The following is a 21,437-nucleotide window of genomic DNA, read 5'->3' as shown; positions in this document are numbered from 1 at the left end:
TATGGCTGATGGCATATATTGCATTGTTTTGCAGTTTTTTTGCCGGAAATAATGGATAGAATTCGGTCTCAAATCATTTTTTAAACTGTCCTGAATTTTTAAACCTTCGCCACACAATCATGTACGAAAAAGATCCGGTTAAGATCTTCGTCGTTGAGGACGATCTCGCTTACACGAAGTTTCTCAAGTATGTTCTGGGATTGAATCCCGACTACGAAGTCGAGTATTATACAACCGGCAAAGACTGTCTTGCCAACCTGTATAAAAATCCTGCTATCATAACGCTGGACTATTCGTTGCCGGATATGCCAGGCGAAAAGGTTTTAAACCAGATCAGAAGTCAGGACCCCAACATCAGCGTAATCATCGTCTCGGCCCAGGAGAAAATCCATACGGCCGTAGAACTGTTGAAGTCTGGCGCCTTCGACTACATCACAAAAGATGAAGAAACGAAAGACCGCTTGTTGAATTCAATTCACAACGCGCGTAACAAGACTTCACTCATCAAGGAGATCGATCATTTGAAGAAGGAGATCTCTGAAAAATACGAGTTCGAAAAAAGCATAATCGGCACAAGCCCGGCCATCAAGAGGACTTTTGGCCTCCTTGAGAAGGCTGTTCAAACAAACATATCGGTAAGTATTTCGGGTGAAACGGGTACCGGTAAGGAATTAGTAGCAAAGGCGATCCATTATAACTCCAAGCGCAAGAACAAACCGTTCGTTGCTGTTAACATCGCTGCGATACCCCGTGAACTTATCGAAAGTGAATTGTTCGGACACGAGAAAGGAGCATTCACGGGCGCTGTGACGCGGCGCATTGGTAAGTTCGAAGAAGCCGAAGGTGGATCAATCTTCCTGGACGAGATCGGTGAAATGGACCTCAGCCTACAGGCAAAACTTTTACGCGTATTGCAGGAACGCGAAGTGACGCGTATCGGTGCAAACCAAACCATAAAACTGGACGTAAGGATTATCGCTGCTACTCATAAGGACCTTGCTGAAGAAGTGAAGGCAGGCAAGTTCCGCGAAGACTTGTACTATCGTCTTCTCGGATTGCCAATTCACCTTCCTCCGCTCCGCGACCGTGGCAATGACGTATTGCTCATTGCTAAGTTCTTTCTCGACAACTTCGCGCAGGAGAATCAAATGCACAAGTTCAAGATTTCTCCGGAAGCCCAGGAAAAGATCATGCAGTATCCATTCCCTGGTAACATTCGTGAATTGAAATCCATTATCGAACTCGCTGCGGTAATGGCCGAAGACCAGGAGATCCGTCCACAGGACATAAGCTTTACTAGTACCGCGCGCATGGAATCTTTCCTCTATCAGGAAATGACCATGCAGGAATTTATGTATCGCATCATCCGCCATTTCTTAAACAAGTACGATAACAACGTGTTGGAAGTAGCCCGGAAGCTGGACATTGGTAAGTCATCACTGTACCGCTACCTGAAAGAAATGGAAGTGGCAGGTATCTAACGGCATTTAATTCAGCGCATGCGCATAGAACAATATGTACAGAAAGGCTCCTTCTACAAAGCCGTTGTGGAAGATGGCTCGGACATCATTTTCGTAGTCGACTACAACGGAAAGATTCATTATCACAACGCTTCTGTTCTTGAAACCCTCGGATACAGAGCGAAGAGCCTCATCGGTAAGAACTTCTTTGATTTCGTAAGACCGGAAACTGTCAACGACGTAACACGGCAGTTTAAGCAGAGCCAGAAGCGTGCGTTCACAGAGAACGTGGAGTTTCAGTTCCTCTGCAAGGATGGAGATTTCAGATTTCTTGAATTCAACGCCATCAACCTGAAGCATAAGGAAGGTTTGGATGGCTTTATTCTCGACTGTCGCGATATCATGCAGCGCAAAGAGAATGAAGCTGAGCTTGTGCGCCTCCAGAAAGCCAAGGAACAGTTCCTTGCCAACATGAGCCATGAGATTCGTACGCCAATCAACGGCATCGTGGGTATGGCCAATCTGCTGAGCCAGAATCCAAGCCCGGTCGAGCGCGAAACGTATCTCAGCGCAATCAAACATTCTGCTGAGAACCTAACCGTAATTATCAACGACATCCTTGACCTTGCCGCTATTGAATCAGGCAAGCTCAAATTCGAAAAGATCGCTTTCAACCTGCGCGACCTTCTTCCATCGCTCATCAGTACTTTCACTTATCAGGCCCGCGAGAAGCGAATCCATGTCGATTACCAAATCGACGACTCACTGAACAAAATCCTTCTTGGCGACCCTGTTCGACTCAATCAGATCCTTATCAATCTCGTCAGCAACGCGGTGAAGTTTACACATAATGGATCGATCAAGATCCATTGCATGGCGGAACGTGAGACCAAAGGAATATGCTGGGTAAAGATTGAAGTCGAAGACACTGGTGTTGGCATTCCTCAGGAAAAACTAAATACGATTTTTGAGAGCTTTAGTCAGGCAGATGCGAGCGTAACACGCAAGTATGGCGGAACCGGACTGGGCCTCACGATCGTCAAGCAGCTGGTAGAACTTCAGAAAGGAAGTATCACCGTGCGCAGCAAAGAACATGTTGGCTCAACATTTTCAGTGCGCATCCCCTATGCAATCGGCAAAGCTGATGAAACATCGGCGCCAAAGAATGCACGGGCAATGAAGAAAGCCGGTGCTGCAAAATTGTTTGTACTCCTTGTAGAAGACAATGACATCAACCGGCTCTACGCTAAAAGCGTTTTGAAAAACTGGAACTGTTATACAGAGACTGCAGAGAATGGACTGGTCGCCATCGAGAAGATAAAGAACCAGGAATACGACGTTGTGCTCATGGACATACAAATGCCGGTAATGGATGGTTATGAAACTACCCGCGCCATTCGGATGATGGAAACCCCTGCACGCAACGTTCCTATCGTTGCACTCACGGCTAATGCCACCAAGGCCGACGTCGAAAAATGCATCGCGGCAGGCATGAATGATTATCTGCCTAAACCTTTTTCTCCCGACGACTTATACAGGAAACTGTTCCAGGATCTTCGCCTCACACCTAAGGAAAAGGTAAAGAAGGCAGCAGGTCAGAACAAACTCTACAACCTCGACTATCTCCGCTCCGTCTCGGGAAACAACGAGGATTTCATCCGCGAAATGGTGCTCACGTTTACCCAAACAATTCCGCCGGTTCTCGATGAAATGAAAGTCGCGCTGGACGGCAAGGATTGGGAAAGGCTTGCACGCATGGCCCACCAAATAAAACCATCGTTTACACTGATGGGCTTGAACCCTCTGCGGTCAAGCATTCTGTTTATTGAAGAGAACAGTAAGTATTCAACCAAGCTGGACGAGCTGCCCGATGTTGTCAGCGACTTTGTACGGCAGTGCCGCGTGATACTTCCTGAACTGGCGAAAGAAGCAGTACCAGCGTAGTCATCCCCTCGATTCATTTCGTACTGACATTACGGCGCGACCTCGTTAACTGTACAGTATACACGTGTTAAATCGTGCTCGTCTTTCTCTATAGATCTCCTATAGTGCTTCTATAGCTGCTCTATACTTTCTCTATACCCGCTCTATACTTTTCTATACCCTCTCTATACTTCCCTATACTTCTCTATACTCTGTGTACTTGTATGGGCTATAGCCGGACTGGACAAACTGACAATTTGACGCAATACAGTAATCTTTTGCTGGTACAACAACACGGCACAAGAAGCAGTGCCCATTACGCACTTTTGGAGATAGCGATATCTCAAGGAACAGAAATTTGCGCTTAAGCAGCCCGTCGAATTGCGGAATCCTATAATGTTAGTTCTTGTTCATCACCGCTATCTTCCTGTATACAACTGACTGGCTACCGGTTTGAATAGACATGAAGTATATTCCATTTGCCAGTCCGCTGATGTCAATCTCCTGCGGGCCCGACGTGAAGTCCTGCTGCAAGTTGCCTGAGAGTACGGTAACGCCGCGCTGATCGATCATGTGCCATACGTATTGCTTGCCCAGTGTGCCTGGCACGGTAATGTTAAGAACGTGTGACGCGGGGTTCGGATACAGGCTCAGATCATGCAATTCAGCATTCACAGGATTGTCTTCGACGCCCGTAATATTTTGCCCCTGCTTTGATCGCAACTTGATCACTCTCGACTGCATGATCGTTTTTGCCGACGCAGATGCCACAAGATTATTTTGGATGAAGGCCACCAGGTACAAACTGTCAGGATGAACAACAGGTACATCAATTAAGTAGTCAATTGCTACAGGCTCCTGATCGCCGGCAGCCCATGACCTTTCCAGAGTTTTGCCGTCGCCGCCTAACAGAAGCTTGCGCACAACCGGACCGTTAGCTCCGACCCCCCGTTCGACGAGAGCCACATTCATCGTCACGCGATTGTCAAGTACATTCAGAGTGTCAACATACGTAAAAGTAACATTTGCCCTTACTGTGGTATTCGTTGCTCCGGACGCAGTCAGCGTATCGATGGAGATCGCAAACCTCGGATCTTCGAGCGCACGCCGATCGATCTCCAGGTTATTAATCGATGCTGCGAATCCATTGAAATAATCCGTCTGGATTCCGTCCATGATACTGTTAGGTGGCTGCGACGCGTTGTAGAATAACGCTCTGGCTACTGGATCGTTGGGGTTATCAGCATTGATCTGGTCCTTACTTGAACCAAACGGAATGTGATATTCCATGAACATAAAATCTGCTGAGTCCTTCGTTGAGAACTGGTCTGCATACCTTGCCTTCAAATATTCCGTTGCCTGGTTGCTGGCAAGTGAGTTTGTGTTGGCGAAATGCTCAACCAGTACGTTTCTTGTCTTCTCCCCTACGAATATGTCATCGAAAGCAAATCCGTTTAATGTTCGGTCAGATAGGTTATCGTCGTTGCTGCCAAACGCAATTCTTAGAATCACCGTATCACGTGTAGCGACAGGAATCTGGTCGAGGTTGTATCGGCCATTCGTCCATGTTGTTGTGTGATTGTTGTCCGGATCAGTTTGGTCTGACCACGCAAAGTTTGATTGACCACCCGGCTCTCCTGGCAGGTTACGCTTATTGTACCAATTGATACCACCGCCTTCGGCATCACCTATTGTTTGCCAGGTCGTGCCACCATTTGTTGAATATTGCACCACAGCGCCGTCAAAGTTTGTCTGCGCATCGACCCAATAGTTCAGTGAGATCATTGGACGTTTAAGGGCTGTGAGGTTCAGGCAGGGACCAATTACAAATGAATTTTCATTATTGAAATAGGAGCCACTGTTCGAACCGGTCCAGAAAGCATTACTTCCTGATTTAGCTGAATTAATTAACTCTCCATTCGGTGTTCCAAATACCCAGCTGTTTTTCACGTCACCAGGATTGGTTACGGCCACCCACGTACCTGCTCCGCTTTCGAAGTTTGTATAGTAAGGATCATCGTCCGTCAGCACGCGGAGTTCCTGGATGTAAACTTGCTTCGTAGTGTCAGCAGAACATCCTGCATCCGTCACAATCGACAATTTAACTGGGTAGTATCCATAGCTGCCATAGGTGTGCGCCGGATTCTTGGTCGCGGAATTTGCGCCGTCTCCAAATGTCCACGCATAACTGTTAACCACTCCAAATGCAGAGGTCGATTGATCCACAAATTTTGTTGCATCTCCCTTGCAATACGAGCTCCAGGTAAAGTCAGGCGTTGGCGGCTGTCCAACCACGATAGTCTTTGACATCTTGTTCCGGCACGCCTGATTCGTAACAACCTCGAGTGAAATATTCTTAGGACCAGGTTCAATGTATTGATATTGCGGCTCCGCTGTCGTACCCGTGCTGCCGTTCGATCCTTCGTCGTATAACCAGTTCCAGTTAATAATGGTACCACCCGAAAGGTTATTAGGAATGGTAGACGATTGAGTAAATGTGAGAACGTCTTCAATACAATTGTTACCTACCGTAATCAAAGCCTGAGGAGCAGAGAATACAATGAGATCTTTCGTCAGAGTATCTGTAGCATGATACTCGTTTGTAAAAATATACTGCATTTGGTAAGTACCTGCCAGCAACCCATTAGTGTTCAATTTCCATTGGGTACCATCATATGCAATTCTGGGCACAAGCTCGGGCGAAAGAGCTCTGAACTTCGTAGGTTCAAGACCTTCCGACGCAGGTGGAATACCGACCAGAGTTAGATCTCCCTGGTTAGCGCATATTTGAGGATTACCCGATGGATTTGGCCGGTTGTCTTCCAGAATGAAGAAGTCTACATCAGTGACAGGGTTAACAATGGTAGTGCGCTCAGTGTAGTTTGTACACGTCGTACCCGGATCTGTATAGGTATACCTGATGGTGATTGTTCCGAAACCTGCATTGGCCGGATTGAACTGATTAGTACCCGCCACAATGCCAGGGCCCGTAAACGAACCTCCTGCAGGGAATCCGTCCAGATTGTCAATACCACTGTTTTCGGCGTATACACCCTCAAGTCCGGCAAGGAACACCGCTGGCAGTTTATTTATTTTCACAAACACCTGATCAGCCGTCGATGTACAGGGGCCGGCAACATCAGGATCGTTTGTAGTGATCTTCAACGTCACACCTCCCGCAGTAATATCAGCTGGAGTAAGAGTGTAAACAGAATTGACATTATTGACCGGTGAGAACTGGGCCGCCCCACTGCCACCACTCCAAATCACTGTGCTGGTAGCACCAGATGCAACTGCCGCAAGGGAAATTGACTGGTCTTCACAGACGGCAAAGTCGGGACCGGCATCAATCCGCGCTGCACGGTTAATGGTTATGTTGATCTCATCGAATGCAGACGAGCATGGTCCTGATCCGTCCGGATCATTGCTCGTTAGTCGGAATCTGAGAACTGTAGAAACATCAGCGGCCGAAGGTTGATAAGTTGAAGTCGCGGTCAGACCAGTTACGCTCGTCGCTGCAAGTGTTCCTGTTCCGGTCACAAGGCTCCACAAACCGGACGTGGCACTGCCGCCCAGCGTTCCGGATAAGTTTATAAGCGCAGGCTCACAAACAACGTAATCACCAGGTAGCGTAACCGTTGCGGCACGGTTAACATTGACAACCAGGTCGTCTGTCATAACTGAACATGGCCCCGCGCCATCAGGATCGTTTGTTGACAACTTAAATACTACCGAGTTTCCAACATCCGATGGGTTAACTGTATAGGTGGCAGTTACATTGCCTGCACTCGTAGCGCTCGCTGATAAGGTGCCACTGCCGGAAATTATTGTCCAGGTTCCCGCACTCGCACTTCCACTTATGGCACCCGACAGAGATATCGTCGACGGCTGACAAACGGCGTAGTCAGCGCCTGCGTTAACCGAAGCTATAGGATTAACCGTGGCCACAACATTTATTGGCGGGCCGTAGCAACCATTGGCCATCGGAGTCACGGTATAAGTAACAGTACCTATTGAGGAGTTGGTAGATGTAAGCTGCTGGCTGATGGTCGACCCGTCACCTGCAGAAGCACCAACAACGTTGGGGCTGGCAGAAACCGTCCATGAGTAGGTTGTGCCGGCTATGCTCTTAGGAGTTGATAAAAGATTTATTACAGCTGTCTGTCCGCTGCAAATGGTTATCGGCGACGCAGTTACTGACGGAAGTGGTTTCACATTTACAACGTAGTCAACAGTTGCACCTGAACAGCCGTTGAAGGCTGGTGTGATATGATACGTTACAGTAGCCATTACGTTGCCCGTATTCTGTGGTGAATGCGTTATGTTGCCAGAACCTGACGATGATATCGAGGCAGGATTTATCGGGCCAACCACTGTTGTCGTCCAGGAGAATGTTGAAGTGGCAATGCTGGCGGTTGGAACGAAGTTCAGGGCTTCTCCGCTACAGGTCGTTTGGGAAAGCGTTGCTGAGGCGTTCGTGAGTACAGGTACTGGCTTTACTGTCACCACCACAGGAAACGACGGCCCGGCACAACCATTGGCCAACGGCGTGATAGTATATGTAACAGTTCCGTTCGACACACCATCAGCGCTGCTGAGGGTCTGAGCAATAGTGTTTCCTCCGCCCGCAGAAGCGCCAGTTACGTTCGATGCAACGGCTGTCCACGTATAAGTTGTCCCAACGACACTATTAGGGTTTGTTATTGCTACCGACGTGGTTGAACCGGAGCAGATCGTTTGTGGCGACGCTGTGGCCTGGGTTACAGGACGCACAGTTACAACATAGCTTACCGGAGTTCCGGCACAACCAGCCACATGAGGCGTAATTGTGTATATGATGACCGCCGAAGTGTTTGTTGCATTTTGAGGTGTGTCATTCACCGCTCCCGTCCCGGATGCCGAAACTCCGGTTAACGTACCAACAACAGTGGAGGTCCAGGTAAACGTAGTACCCGATATTGAGGCTGTAGGCGTAAAGTTCAGTGCTGTGCTGCTGCAAATCTCCTGTATGAGCGTAGACGGAGAATTGGTTATGACTGGTGTTGGCGAAACGGTGACAACAACATCGAATGTATTTCCCTGGCAGGTACCAGTAGCTGGCGTTATCCTGTACGTCACCGTTCCGGATGTTGTGCCATTGGTTGAAGTAAGACTTTGCGCTATAACGGATCCGCTACCCGCGGTAGCTCCGGTCACGTTACCCGAAGTAAGCACGGTCCATGAGTAGGTTGTACCAGGTATGCTGTTTGGATTAGTGATCACAACATTGGTCGTACTGCCCGAACAAATGGTCTGCGGATTCGCAGAAGCCGTGGGCAGAGGCGTAACAAGTACGGTCACTGCGTACGGTGTTCCGCTGCACCCTGCAGCAACGGGTTGGATCAGATAAGTAACCGACCCGTTATTCACGCCATCCGAAGAACTTAGATTCTGCGCGATGGTAGATCCGGAACCGGGGCCTGCGCCTGATACGTTGTTAACACTTTGAATCGTCCATGTGAAGGTTGTCGTTGAAACCCCATTTGGATTGGTTATTGCCACATTGGTCGTCTGACCACTGCAAATCGAAGCATCTGCCGCAAATGCATCTGGAACACGCCTCACCGTAAGTGCTACTGCCGTGGTGGTAACGATACCACACGTGCCCGTAATTTTGACTCTGTACAATCTCGAGTTCAGCGTAACCGGAACATTACTCAGCGTAAGGCTCGCCGTCGTCGCCCCCGAATACACTCCCCCATTTGAAATATCGACACCATTTTCCTGCCACTGATAAGTGAGTCCCTGACCAACAGCAGCTACACTGAAATTCGCCGCAGATCCTTCACAGATCGATTGGGCAACTGGCGCAGTATTCACCACGGGATTTTGGTAGACTGATAACGTAGAAGCGTTACTGATAACTACAGGCGCACAGGCACCACTCATCACAACCCGATAAAGGTAGTTGTTGTAGGATAAAGGAATCGCCGAAAGATCAAGCAGACTGGTTGTTACACCCGCATAAACTCCACCATCGGATAGCGCGGTATAACTTACTCCCCCATTGACACTAACCTGCCATTGATAAGTAATCCCCGTACCGTTTGCTACCACGCTAAATTGAGCTGGCCCATTTTCGCATGTAGCGGTCGACAGCGGCTGAGTGGTTACTGCTATGAGCGTATTTACTGTAAGCGTTGCCGCGTTGCTGTTCACTGCCGCTACGCACGTACCATTGACTACTGCTCTGTATTGATAAGTATCATACGAAGACGGTGCTGCCGTTAGGGTCAGCGTGCTCGTCAGCACTCCTGAGTATACGCCACCATTGCTGATGTTGTTGAAGGTCGTACCTCCATCGAGGCTCACCTGCCACTGGTAAGTAGGTCCGGTAGTCACTCCGGCATTCACCGTGAATGTTGTGTTGCCTCCGGCACAGATCACCTGGCTGGATGGATGTCCTGTTACCTCCGGCTTTTCGTTAACGGTAAGGGTAGCTGCACTACTGTTTACAGATGATAGACAGCCGCCATTGATGCGAACATAGTACGTTCTTCCATTGAAGGCTGAAGGAACGTTGGTGAGTGTTAACTGACTGGTCGTTGTCCCGCCATAAACGCCGCCATCACTGAGAGCGGTTAACGGCCCTTCATACCATTGATAGGTTAAACCTGTACCGGTAGCAGTAACATCAAATTGTATAGTGCCATCTTCACATACAGTAGCCGATACCGGCTGTACACTGATCGCTATCGGATCGTTAACAGTCAATATTGCTGCATTGCTGTTCACCGGCGCAACACACGTGCCATTGACTACTGCCCTGTACCGATAGGTGTTATAAGTATAGGGTGCGCCAGTCAGTGTCAGCGTGCTGGTCAGTGCTCCTGAGTAAACGCCACCATTGCTGATGTTGTTGAAGGTCGTTCCTCCATCGGTACTCAGCTGCCACTGGTATGTGGCTCCTGTCGTCACTCCGGCATTCACCGTGAATGTTGTATTGCCTCCGGCACAGATCACCTGGCTGGATGGATGTCCTGTTACTTCTGGTTTCTCGTTAACGGTAAGGGTAGCCGCACTGCTGCTAACTGGTGAACAGCTGCCGTTGATACGAACATAATACGTTCTGCCGTTGAAGATTGAAGGAACGTTGGTGAGTGTTAATTGATTAGTCGCTGTCCCACTGTAAACACCGCCATCGCTCAGACTTGTAAGCGGTCCTTCAAACCATTGATAAGTCATTCCAGTGCCCGTGGCTGTCACACTGAATTGTACGGTGCCATCTTCACATACAGTAGCCGATACCGGCTGTACACTGATCGCTATCGGATCGTTAACAGTCAAGATCGCCGCGTTGCTGTTTACCGGCGCCACGCACATGCCATTGACTACTGCCCTGTACCGATAGGTGTTATAGGTATAGGGTGCGCCAGTCAGTGTCAGCGTGCTGGTCAGCGCTCCTGAGTAAACTCCTCCATTACTCACATTGGAATAAGTACTGCCTCCATTGGTGCTTACCTGCCACTGGTAGGTAGGTCCTGTAGTCACTCCCGCATTCACTGTGAATGTTGTATTGCCTCCGGCACAGATCACCTGGCTGGATGGATGTCCTGTTACTTCCGGCTTTTCATTGATGGTAAGGGTAGCCGCACTGCTGTTTACAGATGATAGACAGCCGCCATTGATGCGAACATAGTACGTTCTTCCATTGAAGGTTGAAGGGACATTGGTAAGTGTTAACTGACTGGTCGTTGTCCCGCCATAAACGCCGCCATCACTGAGAGCGGTTAACGGCCCTTCATACCATTGGTAGGTCAAACCTGTACCGGTAGCAGTAACATCAAATTGTATGGTACCATCTTCACATACGGTAGCCGATACCGGCTGTACACTGATCGCTATCGGATCGTTAACAGTCAATGTTGCTGCATTGCTGTTCACAGGCGCTACACACGTGCCGTTAACTACCGCCCTGTATTGATAGGTGTTATAAGTATAGGGTGCTCCGGCTAGGTTCAGGGTGCTGGTCAGCACTCCTGAGTAAACGCCACCATTGCTGATGTTGTTGAAAGTCGTTCCTCCATCGGTACTCAACTGCCACTGGTATGTAGCTCCTGTCGTCACTCCGGCATTCACCGTGAATGTTGTATTGCCTCCGGCACAGATCACCTGGCTGGATGGATGTCCTGTTACTTCCGGCTTCTCATTAACGGTAAGGGTAGCCGCACTACTGCTAACTGGTGAACAGCTGCCATTGATCCGAACATAGTAAGTCCTGCCATTAAAGGTTGAAGGAACATTGGTAAGTGTTAACTGACTGGTCGTTGTCCCGCCATAAACGCCGCCATCACTGAGAGCGGTTAACGGCCCTTCATACCATTGGTAGGTCAAACCTGTACCGGTAGCAGTAACATCAAATTGTATGGTACCATCTTCACATACGGTAGCCGATACCGGCTGTACACTGATCGCTATCGGATCGTTAACAGTCAATGTTGCTGCATTGCTGTTCACAGGCGCTACACACGTGCCGTTAACAACCGCCCTGTATTGATAGGTGTTATAGGTAAAGGGTGCGCCAGTCAGCGTCAGCGTGCTGGTCAGTGCTCCTGAGTAAACTCCACCATTACTCACATTGGAATAAGTACTGCCTCCATTGGTGCTTACCTGCCACTGGTAGGTAGGTCCTGTAGTCACTCCCGCATTCACTGTGAATGTTGTATTGCCTCCGGCGCAGATCACCTGGCTGGATGGATGTCCTGTTACTTCCGGCTTCTCATTAACGGTTAGGGTAGCCGCACTGCTGTTTACAGATGATAGACAGCCGCCATTGATACGAACATAGTACGTTCTGCCGTTGAAGGTTGAAGGAACATTGGTGAGTATTAACTGACTGGTCGTTGTCCCGCCATAAACGCCGCCATCACTGAGAGCTGTTAATGGCCCTTCAAACCATTGATAGGTTAAACCTGTACCGGTAGCGGTAACATCAAATTGTATAGTACCATCTTCACATACGGTAGCCGATACCGGCTGTACACTGATCGCTATCGGATCGTTAACAGTCAATATTGCTGCATTGCTGTTCACCGGCGCAACACACGTGCCGTTAACAACCGCCCTGTATTGATAGGTGTTGTAGGTATAGGGTGCGCCAGTCAGTGTCAGCGTGCTGGTCAGTGCTCCTGAGTAAACTCCACCATTACTCACATTGGAATAAGTACTGCCTCCATTAGTGCTTACCTGCCACTGGTAGGTAGGTCCTGTAGTCACTCCTGCATTCACCGTGAATGTTGTATTACCTCCGGCGCAGATCACCTGGCTGGATGGATGCCCTGTCACCTCCGGCTTCTCATTAACGGTAAGGGTAGCCGCACTGCTGCTAACTGGTGAACAGCTGCCATTGATCCGAACATAGTAAGTCCTCCCGTTAAAGGTTGAAGGAACATTGGTAAGTGTTAACTGACTGGTCGTTGTCCCGCCATAAACGCCGCCATCACTGAGAGCGGTTAACGGCCCTTCATACCATTGATAGGTCAAACCTGTACCGGTAGCAGTAACATCAAATTGTATGGTACCATCTTCACATACAGTAGCCGATACGGGCTGTACACTGATCGCTATCGGATCGTTAACAGTCAGTGTTGCTGCATTGCTATTGACGGGCGAAGGACAGGAACCTCCAACCACAAGCCGATATTTATAACTGTCGTAGGTGTTGGATACGCCTGTCAGCGATAGTGTATTGGTTAGGGCCCCCGCGTACACACCGCCATCCACGACACTGCCGTAGGTGCCGCCACCGTCGGTACTCACCTCCCATTGATAGGTGGCACCGGTAGTTACTCCCGCACTTGCGCTGAAACTTGCACTACCTCCGGAACAAACTGCCTGGTCAACCGGATCCGAAATTACTTCCGGCAGCTCGTTAACTGCTAGTGTGGCAACATTGCTGTTGAACGCCGGTGTGCATGTACCTGCCAGTCTTACATAGTAAGTCCTGCCATTGAAACTGGAAGGAACGTTGCTGAGCGTTAGCTGATTGGTTGCCGTTCCGCTATAAACTCCACCATCGCTGAGAGCGGTTAGTGGTCCTTCATACCATTGATACGTTAAGCCTGCACCCGTGGCTGCAACAGTAAATTGCACTATACCATTTTCACACATGGTAGCCGACACTGGCTGCATCGTGACAGAAACAGGATCGTTGACAGTTAAAGACGCGCCCGCGCTGGTAACCGGTGCGGCACAGACTCCGCCCACCACAACGCGATAGAGGTAAGTATTGTATGCTGAAGTAACACCGGTCAGGTTCAGCGTACTGGTAAGAGCTCCTGAATAAACGCCGCCATTGCTCACATTGCTATAGCTACCGCCTCCATTAGTACTTACCTGCCATTGATATGTCAGTGCGGTGCCCGTTGCAGCCACAGTAAATTGTGTTCCCCCTCCGCTGCAAACCACAGCGGCCGCTGGCCCTGTTCCAATGGAAACATTTTGATTGACTGTCAATGCAACTGCGTCACTGAATTCCGGAAGACCGCAGGCGCCTGAAACCCGAACGCGATAAAAATTACCATTCAGAGAAAGCGGCGTATTCGCAATGTTTAAGGTTGCTGTGTTGGCGCCACTGTAAGGCGCCACGTTAAAGACATTTGAGAAACTCACACCTCCGTCGGTACTTATCTCCCACTTGTAAATAGGTGTGGTAGTGGCCCCTGCATCAACCGTGAATGACGTTGACACGCCCTGGCAAACAGTTGCATCAACGGGTTGGTTGTCTATCGTAACAGGTTCAAGGGACGGATTAACAGTTACCGTCATTGTCAAATCCACATCGCATCCGTTACTTGAATTGCGGGCATACACCTTGATTGTGGTATTTGAAAACAGATTATTACTCAGAATAGTCAGGTTTCCACCTGTACCGGCATAAAATGAACTTAGTGCTGCACTGGTGGATGCATTTTGTAACTGATAAAAGATACCACTTTGCGAGCCCTGGATGGTAACCGGCGCTCCCGAACCTGGACATATCGTGGCGGGAGCCACAACGTTAAGGCTATTGGAAGGCGATACTGTTACCGTCTGAACAATCGCACATGTAGGAGTGAACGACAGATACTCTCCGGTTGCAGTCCAGCTGGTATTATTGTAATTCGCGTACGCCCCTTCGCCTGAGGGATTTTCAATTCCCTGGGTCATACCTGCGCCACCATCATCCTGGACGCTGGTAGTATGGATCTCAATTACATTGGAAGTCTCATGAAGCTGAATCTGGAAAGTAACTTTTTCAGGTCCGGCACTGGCATAGCCAACATTGTCGTAGGTAATTAAGAAGCGTCGGTTTGGTGCAACCCCTACCAATGCTGTATTGATATCACCTCCGGTTACATCAAGATCATCCCAGGCACCGGCAATAAGATTGTTTGGACCGGTCGTTGATGGCAGTGACTGACTTACACCTGAGCCTGGATAGGTACCGAACGTAACATAACCGTTGGCATTGACAACGAGCGAGCTATACGCTTGCCCAAAAAATGAAAAGCTGAAACCTATCGGCGTTGGCGCGCTGTTTTCACCTGCGCCAAAAGAAACGGATGTTCCTGTCGTCGGATCGGGACTGAACGTCCCCACATTCGACATGGTGTAGGCTGAACTGTAAATGTTATGGGTTCCCGGCCCGGCTACTGCTGGCGAAAAGGTCGTGCCCGCAATACCCGGCCCGTAGACATTACTTCCTGCGGTAAAGGTTACAGGGGCATCGTCAATACAATACGCAGGCTGGAGGTCGGTGATAGCGCACTGGGACCGCACGGCATATCCGGCAGCAACCAGCAGCATGATCAGCGCAAGCCTCAATACAACCTTGTAAAAATCCGCCATCCAGTAACCGTAAAGCGCTGCCAATCAGCTATTGAAACTTAATTTTTACCCCCCTAAAAAGGTAACCGCCATTGGTCGACAGCTATTCCAAAAAAGTGCCCTGTGGGCTTATGAGGGTTAACATCATTTTTTTCTGTGTCTCCAGCTCTATGGTGCCAAACACGGCAACCCGCTGGTCAGGCAAAACCCGAACTGCGGCCGCCCGGTCATTTCCTTCGATCGAACCAAACCGCATCTCCCCTCCAAACGCTCCGTCACTTTCAAATTTCGCGAGGTATATATCGTAATTATTATTGTCTTGCTGCTCATCAGCCAGGACGAATATGCTTTCTTGTTCGCCGTATGCCACAGAAACGCCTTCGGCGGGCCGTGGTGTCGATATAATTGGTTTGAGCCTGACAGTCAATTCCGGCCTTAAATCGTTGTACTGAGCAACGAAAATCCGCTTGGATGCACCCTGACCGGTAGAGCCGACCATAACAAATCCTGGCTGGCCGGCTATAGGCATGGCAATGGCTTCCGAAGAAATCTGAACCTCATCAGTGGACCCGGCCTGCACAAGGGTGCTGGGCACGAAGAATTCGTTAAGACGCACTACCTCGAATGTCTGCCGAAAGTTGCCCCCTTGCGAAAGGGGTCTGTCCGAATCACCGAACCGGTAATAGCGAATCGGACCGTTAATTTGAGATTGAAAGATCTTAGCAATCTTGCCAACCTTCTCTCCTCCCTGCTCCAATTCCAGTTTCGGGGGAAGATCAAAACTGGGGTCAATCTTGTAAATAAGCAGATCCTGTTCATCGTTCGCTACTGTAACAGGGTCACCATCACCAACAAGGCCCGGGCCCGCATATCCGGACACAAGGAAAAAATGACCGGTTGCGTTATTAATTTCCGTTATCGCGGTGCCGAAAATTCCCGCAGGATTTTCGATCAGCGTGCTGTCGATGGATGCTCCGGATTGACTGATCCTGGTGATTCGGATCGCTCTGGACTCAAAATTAGAGACTACAATTATGTCGTTACGGCTGTCGAACTCAATATCAACTGGCTCCTCATCACGGTCACCCATCTTTCGCTGCCAGAGCACCGTGCCTTCATTATCAACTTTGACAATAAACGCATAGTTCGTTTGGTCAGTCTGCGACTGAGAAGTTCCCACCATAACCATCGTTCCATCGGGATTTACGGCCAGATCAACCGCGAATTGGTTTCCGTCTTCACCGTAGTACTTAGTGAAATAAGTCTTGAACACCGGAGCAATGTTTCGCTCCGTATCACAGGAGAAGAACAGGACAACCGTTATCAGCGTGGCAATAAGACTAATTCGCGCGGTCATCTTTTTCAATTTTTCTCAAAACCGATTTTGTTCTTGCCTTCTTTAGCTTTCTGGGCTTGTACAATGGGTGTATGTATCCTACAGACAGAGCAAGATTATCCATTCGGAAGTCGTCGTCCACATACGGTACCGGAAGCCCATCCTCCCTGGTTGTAAAGCGCTGATTCACATTGGCCAGGTTCTTAAGACCGAAGGAATACCTGGCGTCAAAATAGAAGTAATCAAGCTTGTACTTGTATTTCAGACCAACTCCCAGAAAAAAAGCACTGTTCTTTTGATTGCGATTATTAGACAGATTGATATTGGATACTGGTTTGTCAAAGGAGCTGAATTGTTCTTCAGTAGGAGGTGGCTGATCATCGTCGGGAAGCTGCAGGTCGCGATTTCGGATCTCCACATCAGCGCGGTCCAGCAATAAAAAATTGAAGGAATAGCCCACATAGGTGTACTTCCTTAACTTCCCTTTTGCCTCGGATAAATTGAAGGACAACGGCACGGCTAGCCACGTTTGTTTATCAATGAAGTCAACAATATCTCTGTTCACTCCAAACAAGTCCGTAGTCTCATGCTTGTAAGTCGCCTGCTGAAACGTCGCCCCGATAGAAGCTGATAAATAGTCATTGTAGTTATAATCCAGGCCCCCTCCGGCCTGCCAGCCCATGCGCAGACGATATCTCTCTTTGGTATAAAGTTCGCCGCCAGGGCGAACGTCATGTATTACTCTTGCAATGGAAGTATTGGGGCCCAAAAAAGCATGCCATGCAAAAATAGGTGTTGCCGTGAACTTCCGGCTTAGATAAACCAGGTCGATCGGATCGCGCTTCTCGTCGGTCACGAATTCCGGGTTAGCCCACAACACATTCAGATAGCTTTGTTCAGCACCAATAGGATCTTCAAGCAGCAGATACGTCTCTGCCAGGAGTAGGTATGCACGCTGTCGCCATTCCCGGTTGTTATTCTTCTCAATACATTCCTTCAGCAGCGCCGGTATCCCGTAAAGATGGCCTGCATTAAACTCTTCTGTCGCCTGCAATAGCGTCAATTCACATTCATCCTGCGCGAGTACGGCACCTGTAATCAGCAGGAAGCTAAGAAGTGATATGGTGAATCTCCGAATCATCAGCGATCAGTTACAGGAAGGTTCTGACATGTGCTTTCATAGCTGATCTCCTCGGTGTTGCCCACATATTTCTTCCACTCGTCCCGCGTCATATTACGTGTGAGCTTAGGACAAATCTGTTCCGCGAGAATGGTTGGATCTGTCGGCCACACTCTGATTTCTGACTCGCTGCAGGCTGCCAACAGGTAATCGGAGCCTTTGGCAAACTCGATGTCCCAGATAAATCCGGCATTGTTGCTCATAATAACCGGCAGGTCATCAGGACTCTCAAGAACATACAGTTGCAGTCGCTTGTCCAGCCCCGCACTCGCCAGGAGCTTTTCGTCCGGACTAAACTCTACATCATTAACACCGGCTTTGTGACCACTAAACTGTCGCGTTTCACGTGTGCCGAAGTCATACATCTTTACGAGACCGCGCTTATTGGCGATATCATCGATACCCATCGCGAGGTATTTGCCCGACGCACTAAGTGTAACGGACAGTACACGATTGGGAGCTTCAGTCATCAGAACGTTTACGTCCTGCGTTATCATGTTGATGATAGCAACCTCTCCTGACCAGGAGCCGCCAACGAGGGTCCGTCCATCGCGACTGATCGCAATTGATTTAAGCTCATAGGGCAAATTCATGAACAACTGAACAGTCCCTGCCGCAGCATCAACTTTAAAGAGTGATTTTCCTGTCGTGGAAACAATAAACGAATTTGAATTCGGGATCGATGCAATATCGTTCGTTCCACCGTTCAATCCTTTTATAACGGTTGCCCTATCCGACGACGAAGTAAGGTCATATACCTGCACAAATGCCGAGTCTGTTCCATTCAAAAGGTAGCGCTCTGATCTGTCAGTCGCGATTGACTTCGTGGGATATGGATTGGTATAATTGGTGGCTTCATTGGTAAGCGCCCCGTACTGGCCGCGATATATCCTACCATCCGCTCCCGCCACATAAAACCTGTCGCTGTTGTCCGATACCACCAATGAGCGCATGTGCACGCGCGGCGGACCGCTTATTTTCATCGCGTTGTAGGTAAGGCCATTCAGTTGAGTCAATGCATTATACAAGCCTGTATAAATGAATGGATCGTACTTCTTTCCGTTATACCGCCGGTGATAGGTAAAGCCTTGCATGGCCATAAGACCTGCCAGATTCTTGTCGTCTTCCTCTGCCGCTGCCTTGGCTGCCAGTTCCTGCGCCTTCGTAAGCATGAAGAGTCCTTGTGCCTGACGATAGTTATTCTCCGCGCGTTCGAACTCGGATTGAGCTTTGTTTCGCGCTGCCTGAGCAGAGTCTTTCTGAATGTTCACCATCACCAGGTTTCGCTCGGCTTCATTACGGGCAATCCGGGTGTCGGATAGTGAACGCTCAAGGTCGCGGCTGGTTCTTAAAATCTCGGCGTTGGCGGCCTGCAGAGCGGTATTCCTTTCCCTGATGTCGCGTTCACGGTCTTCCACGATACGCAACGCACTCTCTACGTTCTTCTTCTGGCGCTGCGCTTCCGCTTCACTGGTACGCGCCAGTTGCCGGTCAGCATCCGCCTGAAGTTTCTGCAGATAGGCAAATACGAAGAAGATAATGGCTACCAGGAAGGCAATACCAAGCACGACAGCTGTGGCGCGAGTGCGTTGAAGCACCCGCCGCTGAAGCATCTCCTGATTCTTTAGTTCCGCTTCATAAGTGATACGGCTGGTTTCAAGAAATACGATGGTCCTCTCGAACGCCTCGTCATAGCGCTGACCCCACGTCCGTGTAGGATTCTGCTTCTTGTACCAGTTTAGCGCAAGCTGCAAATCCGGCGGACGCCAAAGTCCGGTCTTACCGATTTGATACATCGCCGCAGCCTCCGCCAGTCTCTTATACATCGATGCCGACTCGAACTCCTCATCTACCCAGGTTTCCAGCCTGGTCCAAATCCGCATGAGACTTTCGTGCGACAATTCAATCATCGAATCTCCATCCAATGGAATGTGTGCGGCAGGCATCAGGAATGACCGCCCTGCACGACGGAAATGCTCAACAACTGAAATTACCTCTTCTTCGCCGGCGTCGGCCAGCTCAGCTATTAGTCCGAGTCTGCAAGGTCTCCGCATTCCCCGGTTGTTCTGATTCTTCTCAGTAATGTTCTTGAAGAGGATCTCGGCGATATGTTTATCGCGAAGCGAAAGCTCATCAAATGCCTCATTCGCGTGCTGCGCAAGTGCCGTGTTTACCCTTCCGATCGCATTGTAATGCCGGATCTCTACGGGCTCGCCGGGCTCGTGATTATGTACCCAGTAGTCCCACGTCCTCATCAATGCATGCTGCAGAATGGGAAGCTGGTCGTGCGAATTGCCAATTTCATTCAGCAATCGCTTAACAAGCCTTGGAGCGATCTGCCCTCCGGCAACAGTTATGGGTCCCTCAACCACGGCCTTCTTCTGTTCCCTGGAAAGCTGCGGGATGAGGTAATTACTTTTATTAATCTGCTGGGTCAGTCCCGAAAATATTGCGCATTCACCAATGAAATCGGATCTCATCGTGAGGGCGATAAACGCAGGAACGGCCGTCTGTTCAACTGCCGTCAGCACAAGATTTACGTATAGCTGGGCATCGTTAAGTGCCTCAGGATCTTCGCGATCCCGGTACCGGAAAATCTCTTCGAACTGGTCGATGAGAAAGAAGGTATTTTCATGCTCAGTACGCTGCAGGAATCGGGCAACCTCTACCAGTCCCTCGTTTCCACTTCGCAGCACCGCGTTGAGTATGGCCTTGTAGACATCGGTTTCAGTTTCTGACACGCGCCCCGTCTTAACCATGAACTCTATCACCGAGTTAATGAGACTCTTGATGGGGGTTGACCCCGGACGTGTCGTAACAACGTTCCATTCGCTGCCGTTGGCCGTTATGAAGCCACCGTAGAGCGCCGGAACAAGTCCGCAGGACATCAGTGAGGATTTACCACTTCCAGAATAGCCCATGACCGCGACAAATCTGTTTCGGCCAAGCTTGTCCAGGATCTCGTCGATCTGCCCTTCCCGCCCGAAAAAGATATGGCTGTCGTCAGTGCCAAATGACCTGAGGCCCGGAAATGGATTCTCCATCCGCACAACAGTTTCTTTAACTGGAGCAGTATAACTTACTGGATCACTGTTATGTAGTGGCCTATTCAGCATTCATTACATCGGGCAAAGTTTCCGATTACATTTAAAGGAAGAAAGCCACATAGAACGCCCTGTCGCTAAATGAAAAAATGCGGGTGTCAAGCTCAAAAAATGAATCGTGGGCCCAAGTTAACAAAGTCAGTTAAAAGAAAAGGGGCCAAAAGCCCCTTTCTCAATCGTAATATCGACGATGTAATGTTTACTTGATTTTCTTCACCAAACTCTCAAAAGCAGTTGGATGATTCATAGCGAGGTCAGCTAACACCTTGCGGTTCAATTCAATGTTAGCCTTGTGAAGTTTTCCCATGAATTCGGAATACGAAAGGCCGTGTTGGCGCGCACCCGCATTAATTCTGGCTATCCAGATACCGCGAAACTCTCTCTTCTTCTGCTTTCTGTCGCGGTAGGCATAAACCAACCCTTTTTCAATTGCGTTCTTGGCAACGGTCCACACATTTTTCTTGCGACCGAAGAAACCCTTGGCGAGCTTCAGGATTCTCTTTCTCTTTGCCCTGGAAGCTACGTTGTTGACTGATCTTGGCATTTTACTTACATTTTTGGTTGATGGCGTTCCCAGTAACCCACTG

At 49.2% G+C, this 21,437-nt stretch carries 7 protein-coding genes; 2 read left to right on the top strand and 5 right to left on the bottom strand.

Annotated features, from left to right (window positions below; all coding sequences use genetic code 11):
* The first annotated feature begins 119 nt into the window (after window positions 1-119).
* Window positions 120-1,481, top strand: coding sequence for a sigma-54-dependent transcriptional regulator (locus tag WBG78_RS17490; protein WP_337327755.1), 1,362 nt, complete (start codon window positions 120-122; stop codon window positions 1,479-1,481).
* A gap of 18 nt (window positions 1,482-1,499) precedes the next feature.
* Entirely contained in the window at window positions 1,500-3,404 is a 1,905-nt protein-coding gene (locus WBG78_RS17485; protein WP_337327754.1) for a PAS domain-containing hybrid sensor histidine kinase/response regulator, read from the top strand.
* 378 nt (window positions 3,405-3,782) lie between these two features.
* Here WBG78_RS17485 and WBG78_RS17480 read toward each other — a convergent pair whose 3' ends face one another.
* From WBG78_RS17480 to rplT, 5 genes are all read right to left on the bottom strand, one after another.
* Window positions 3,783-15,251: a PKD-like domain-containing protein gene (locus WBG78_RS17480; protein WP_337327753.1), complete on the bottom strand. Its 11,469-nt coding sequence runs from the start codon at window positions 15,249-15,251 to the stop codon at window positions 3,783-3,785.
* 82 nt (window positions 15,252-15,333) lie between these two features.
* Window positions 15,334-16,587 (bottom strand): hypothetical protein, encoded by a 1,254-nt coding sequence (locus WBG78_RS17475; RefSeq protein ID WP_337327752.1) that lies wholly within the window; start codon window positions 16,585-16,587, stop codon window positions 15,334-15,336.
* Window positions 16,571-17,707, bottom strand: a complete 1,137-nt coding sequence (locus WBG78_RS17470) for an outer membrane beta-barrel protein (protein WP_337327751.1) — start codon at window positions 17,705-17,707, stop codon at window positions 16,571-16,573. The genes WBG78_RS17475 and WBG78_RS17470 overlap by 17 nt, the downstream gene beginning before the upstream one ends.
* Complete coding sequence (locus WBG78_RS17465) at window positions 17,707-20,790, bottom strand: NACHT and WD repeat domain-containing protein (protein WP_337327750.1); 3,084 nt, start codon at window positions 20,788-20,790, stop codon at window positions 17,707-17,709. The genes WBG78_RS17470 and WBG78_RS17465 overlap by 1 nt, the downstream gene beginning before the upstream one ends.
* A 259-nt stretch (window positions 20,791-21,049) precedes the next feature.
* Window positions 21,050-21,394 carry a 50S ribosomal protein L20 gene (gene rplT / locus WBG78_RS17460; RefSeq protein WP_337327749.1) on the bottom strand — a complete coding sequence of 115 codons (345 nt, stop codon included), beginning with the start codon at window positions 21,392-21,394 and terminating at the stop codon, window positions 21,050-21,052.
* Window positions 21,395-21,437: the final 43 nt, after the last annotated feature.

The sequence above is a fragment of the Chryseolinea sp. T2 genome (assembly GCF_037203685.1).
Taxonomy (GTDB): domain Bacteria; phylum Bacteroidota; class Bacteroidia; order Cytophagales; family Cyclobacteriaceae; genus Chryseolinea.
Note: the sequence above shows the minus strand (reverse complement) of the source record. Positions and strands in the feature narration are given on the sequence as shown.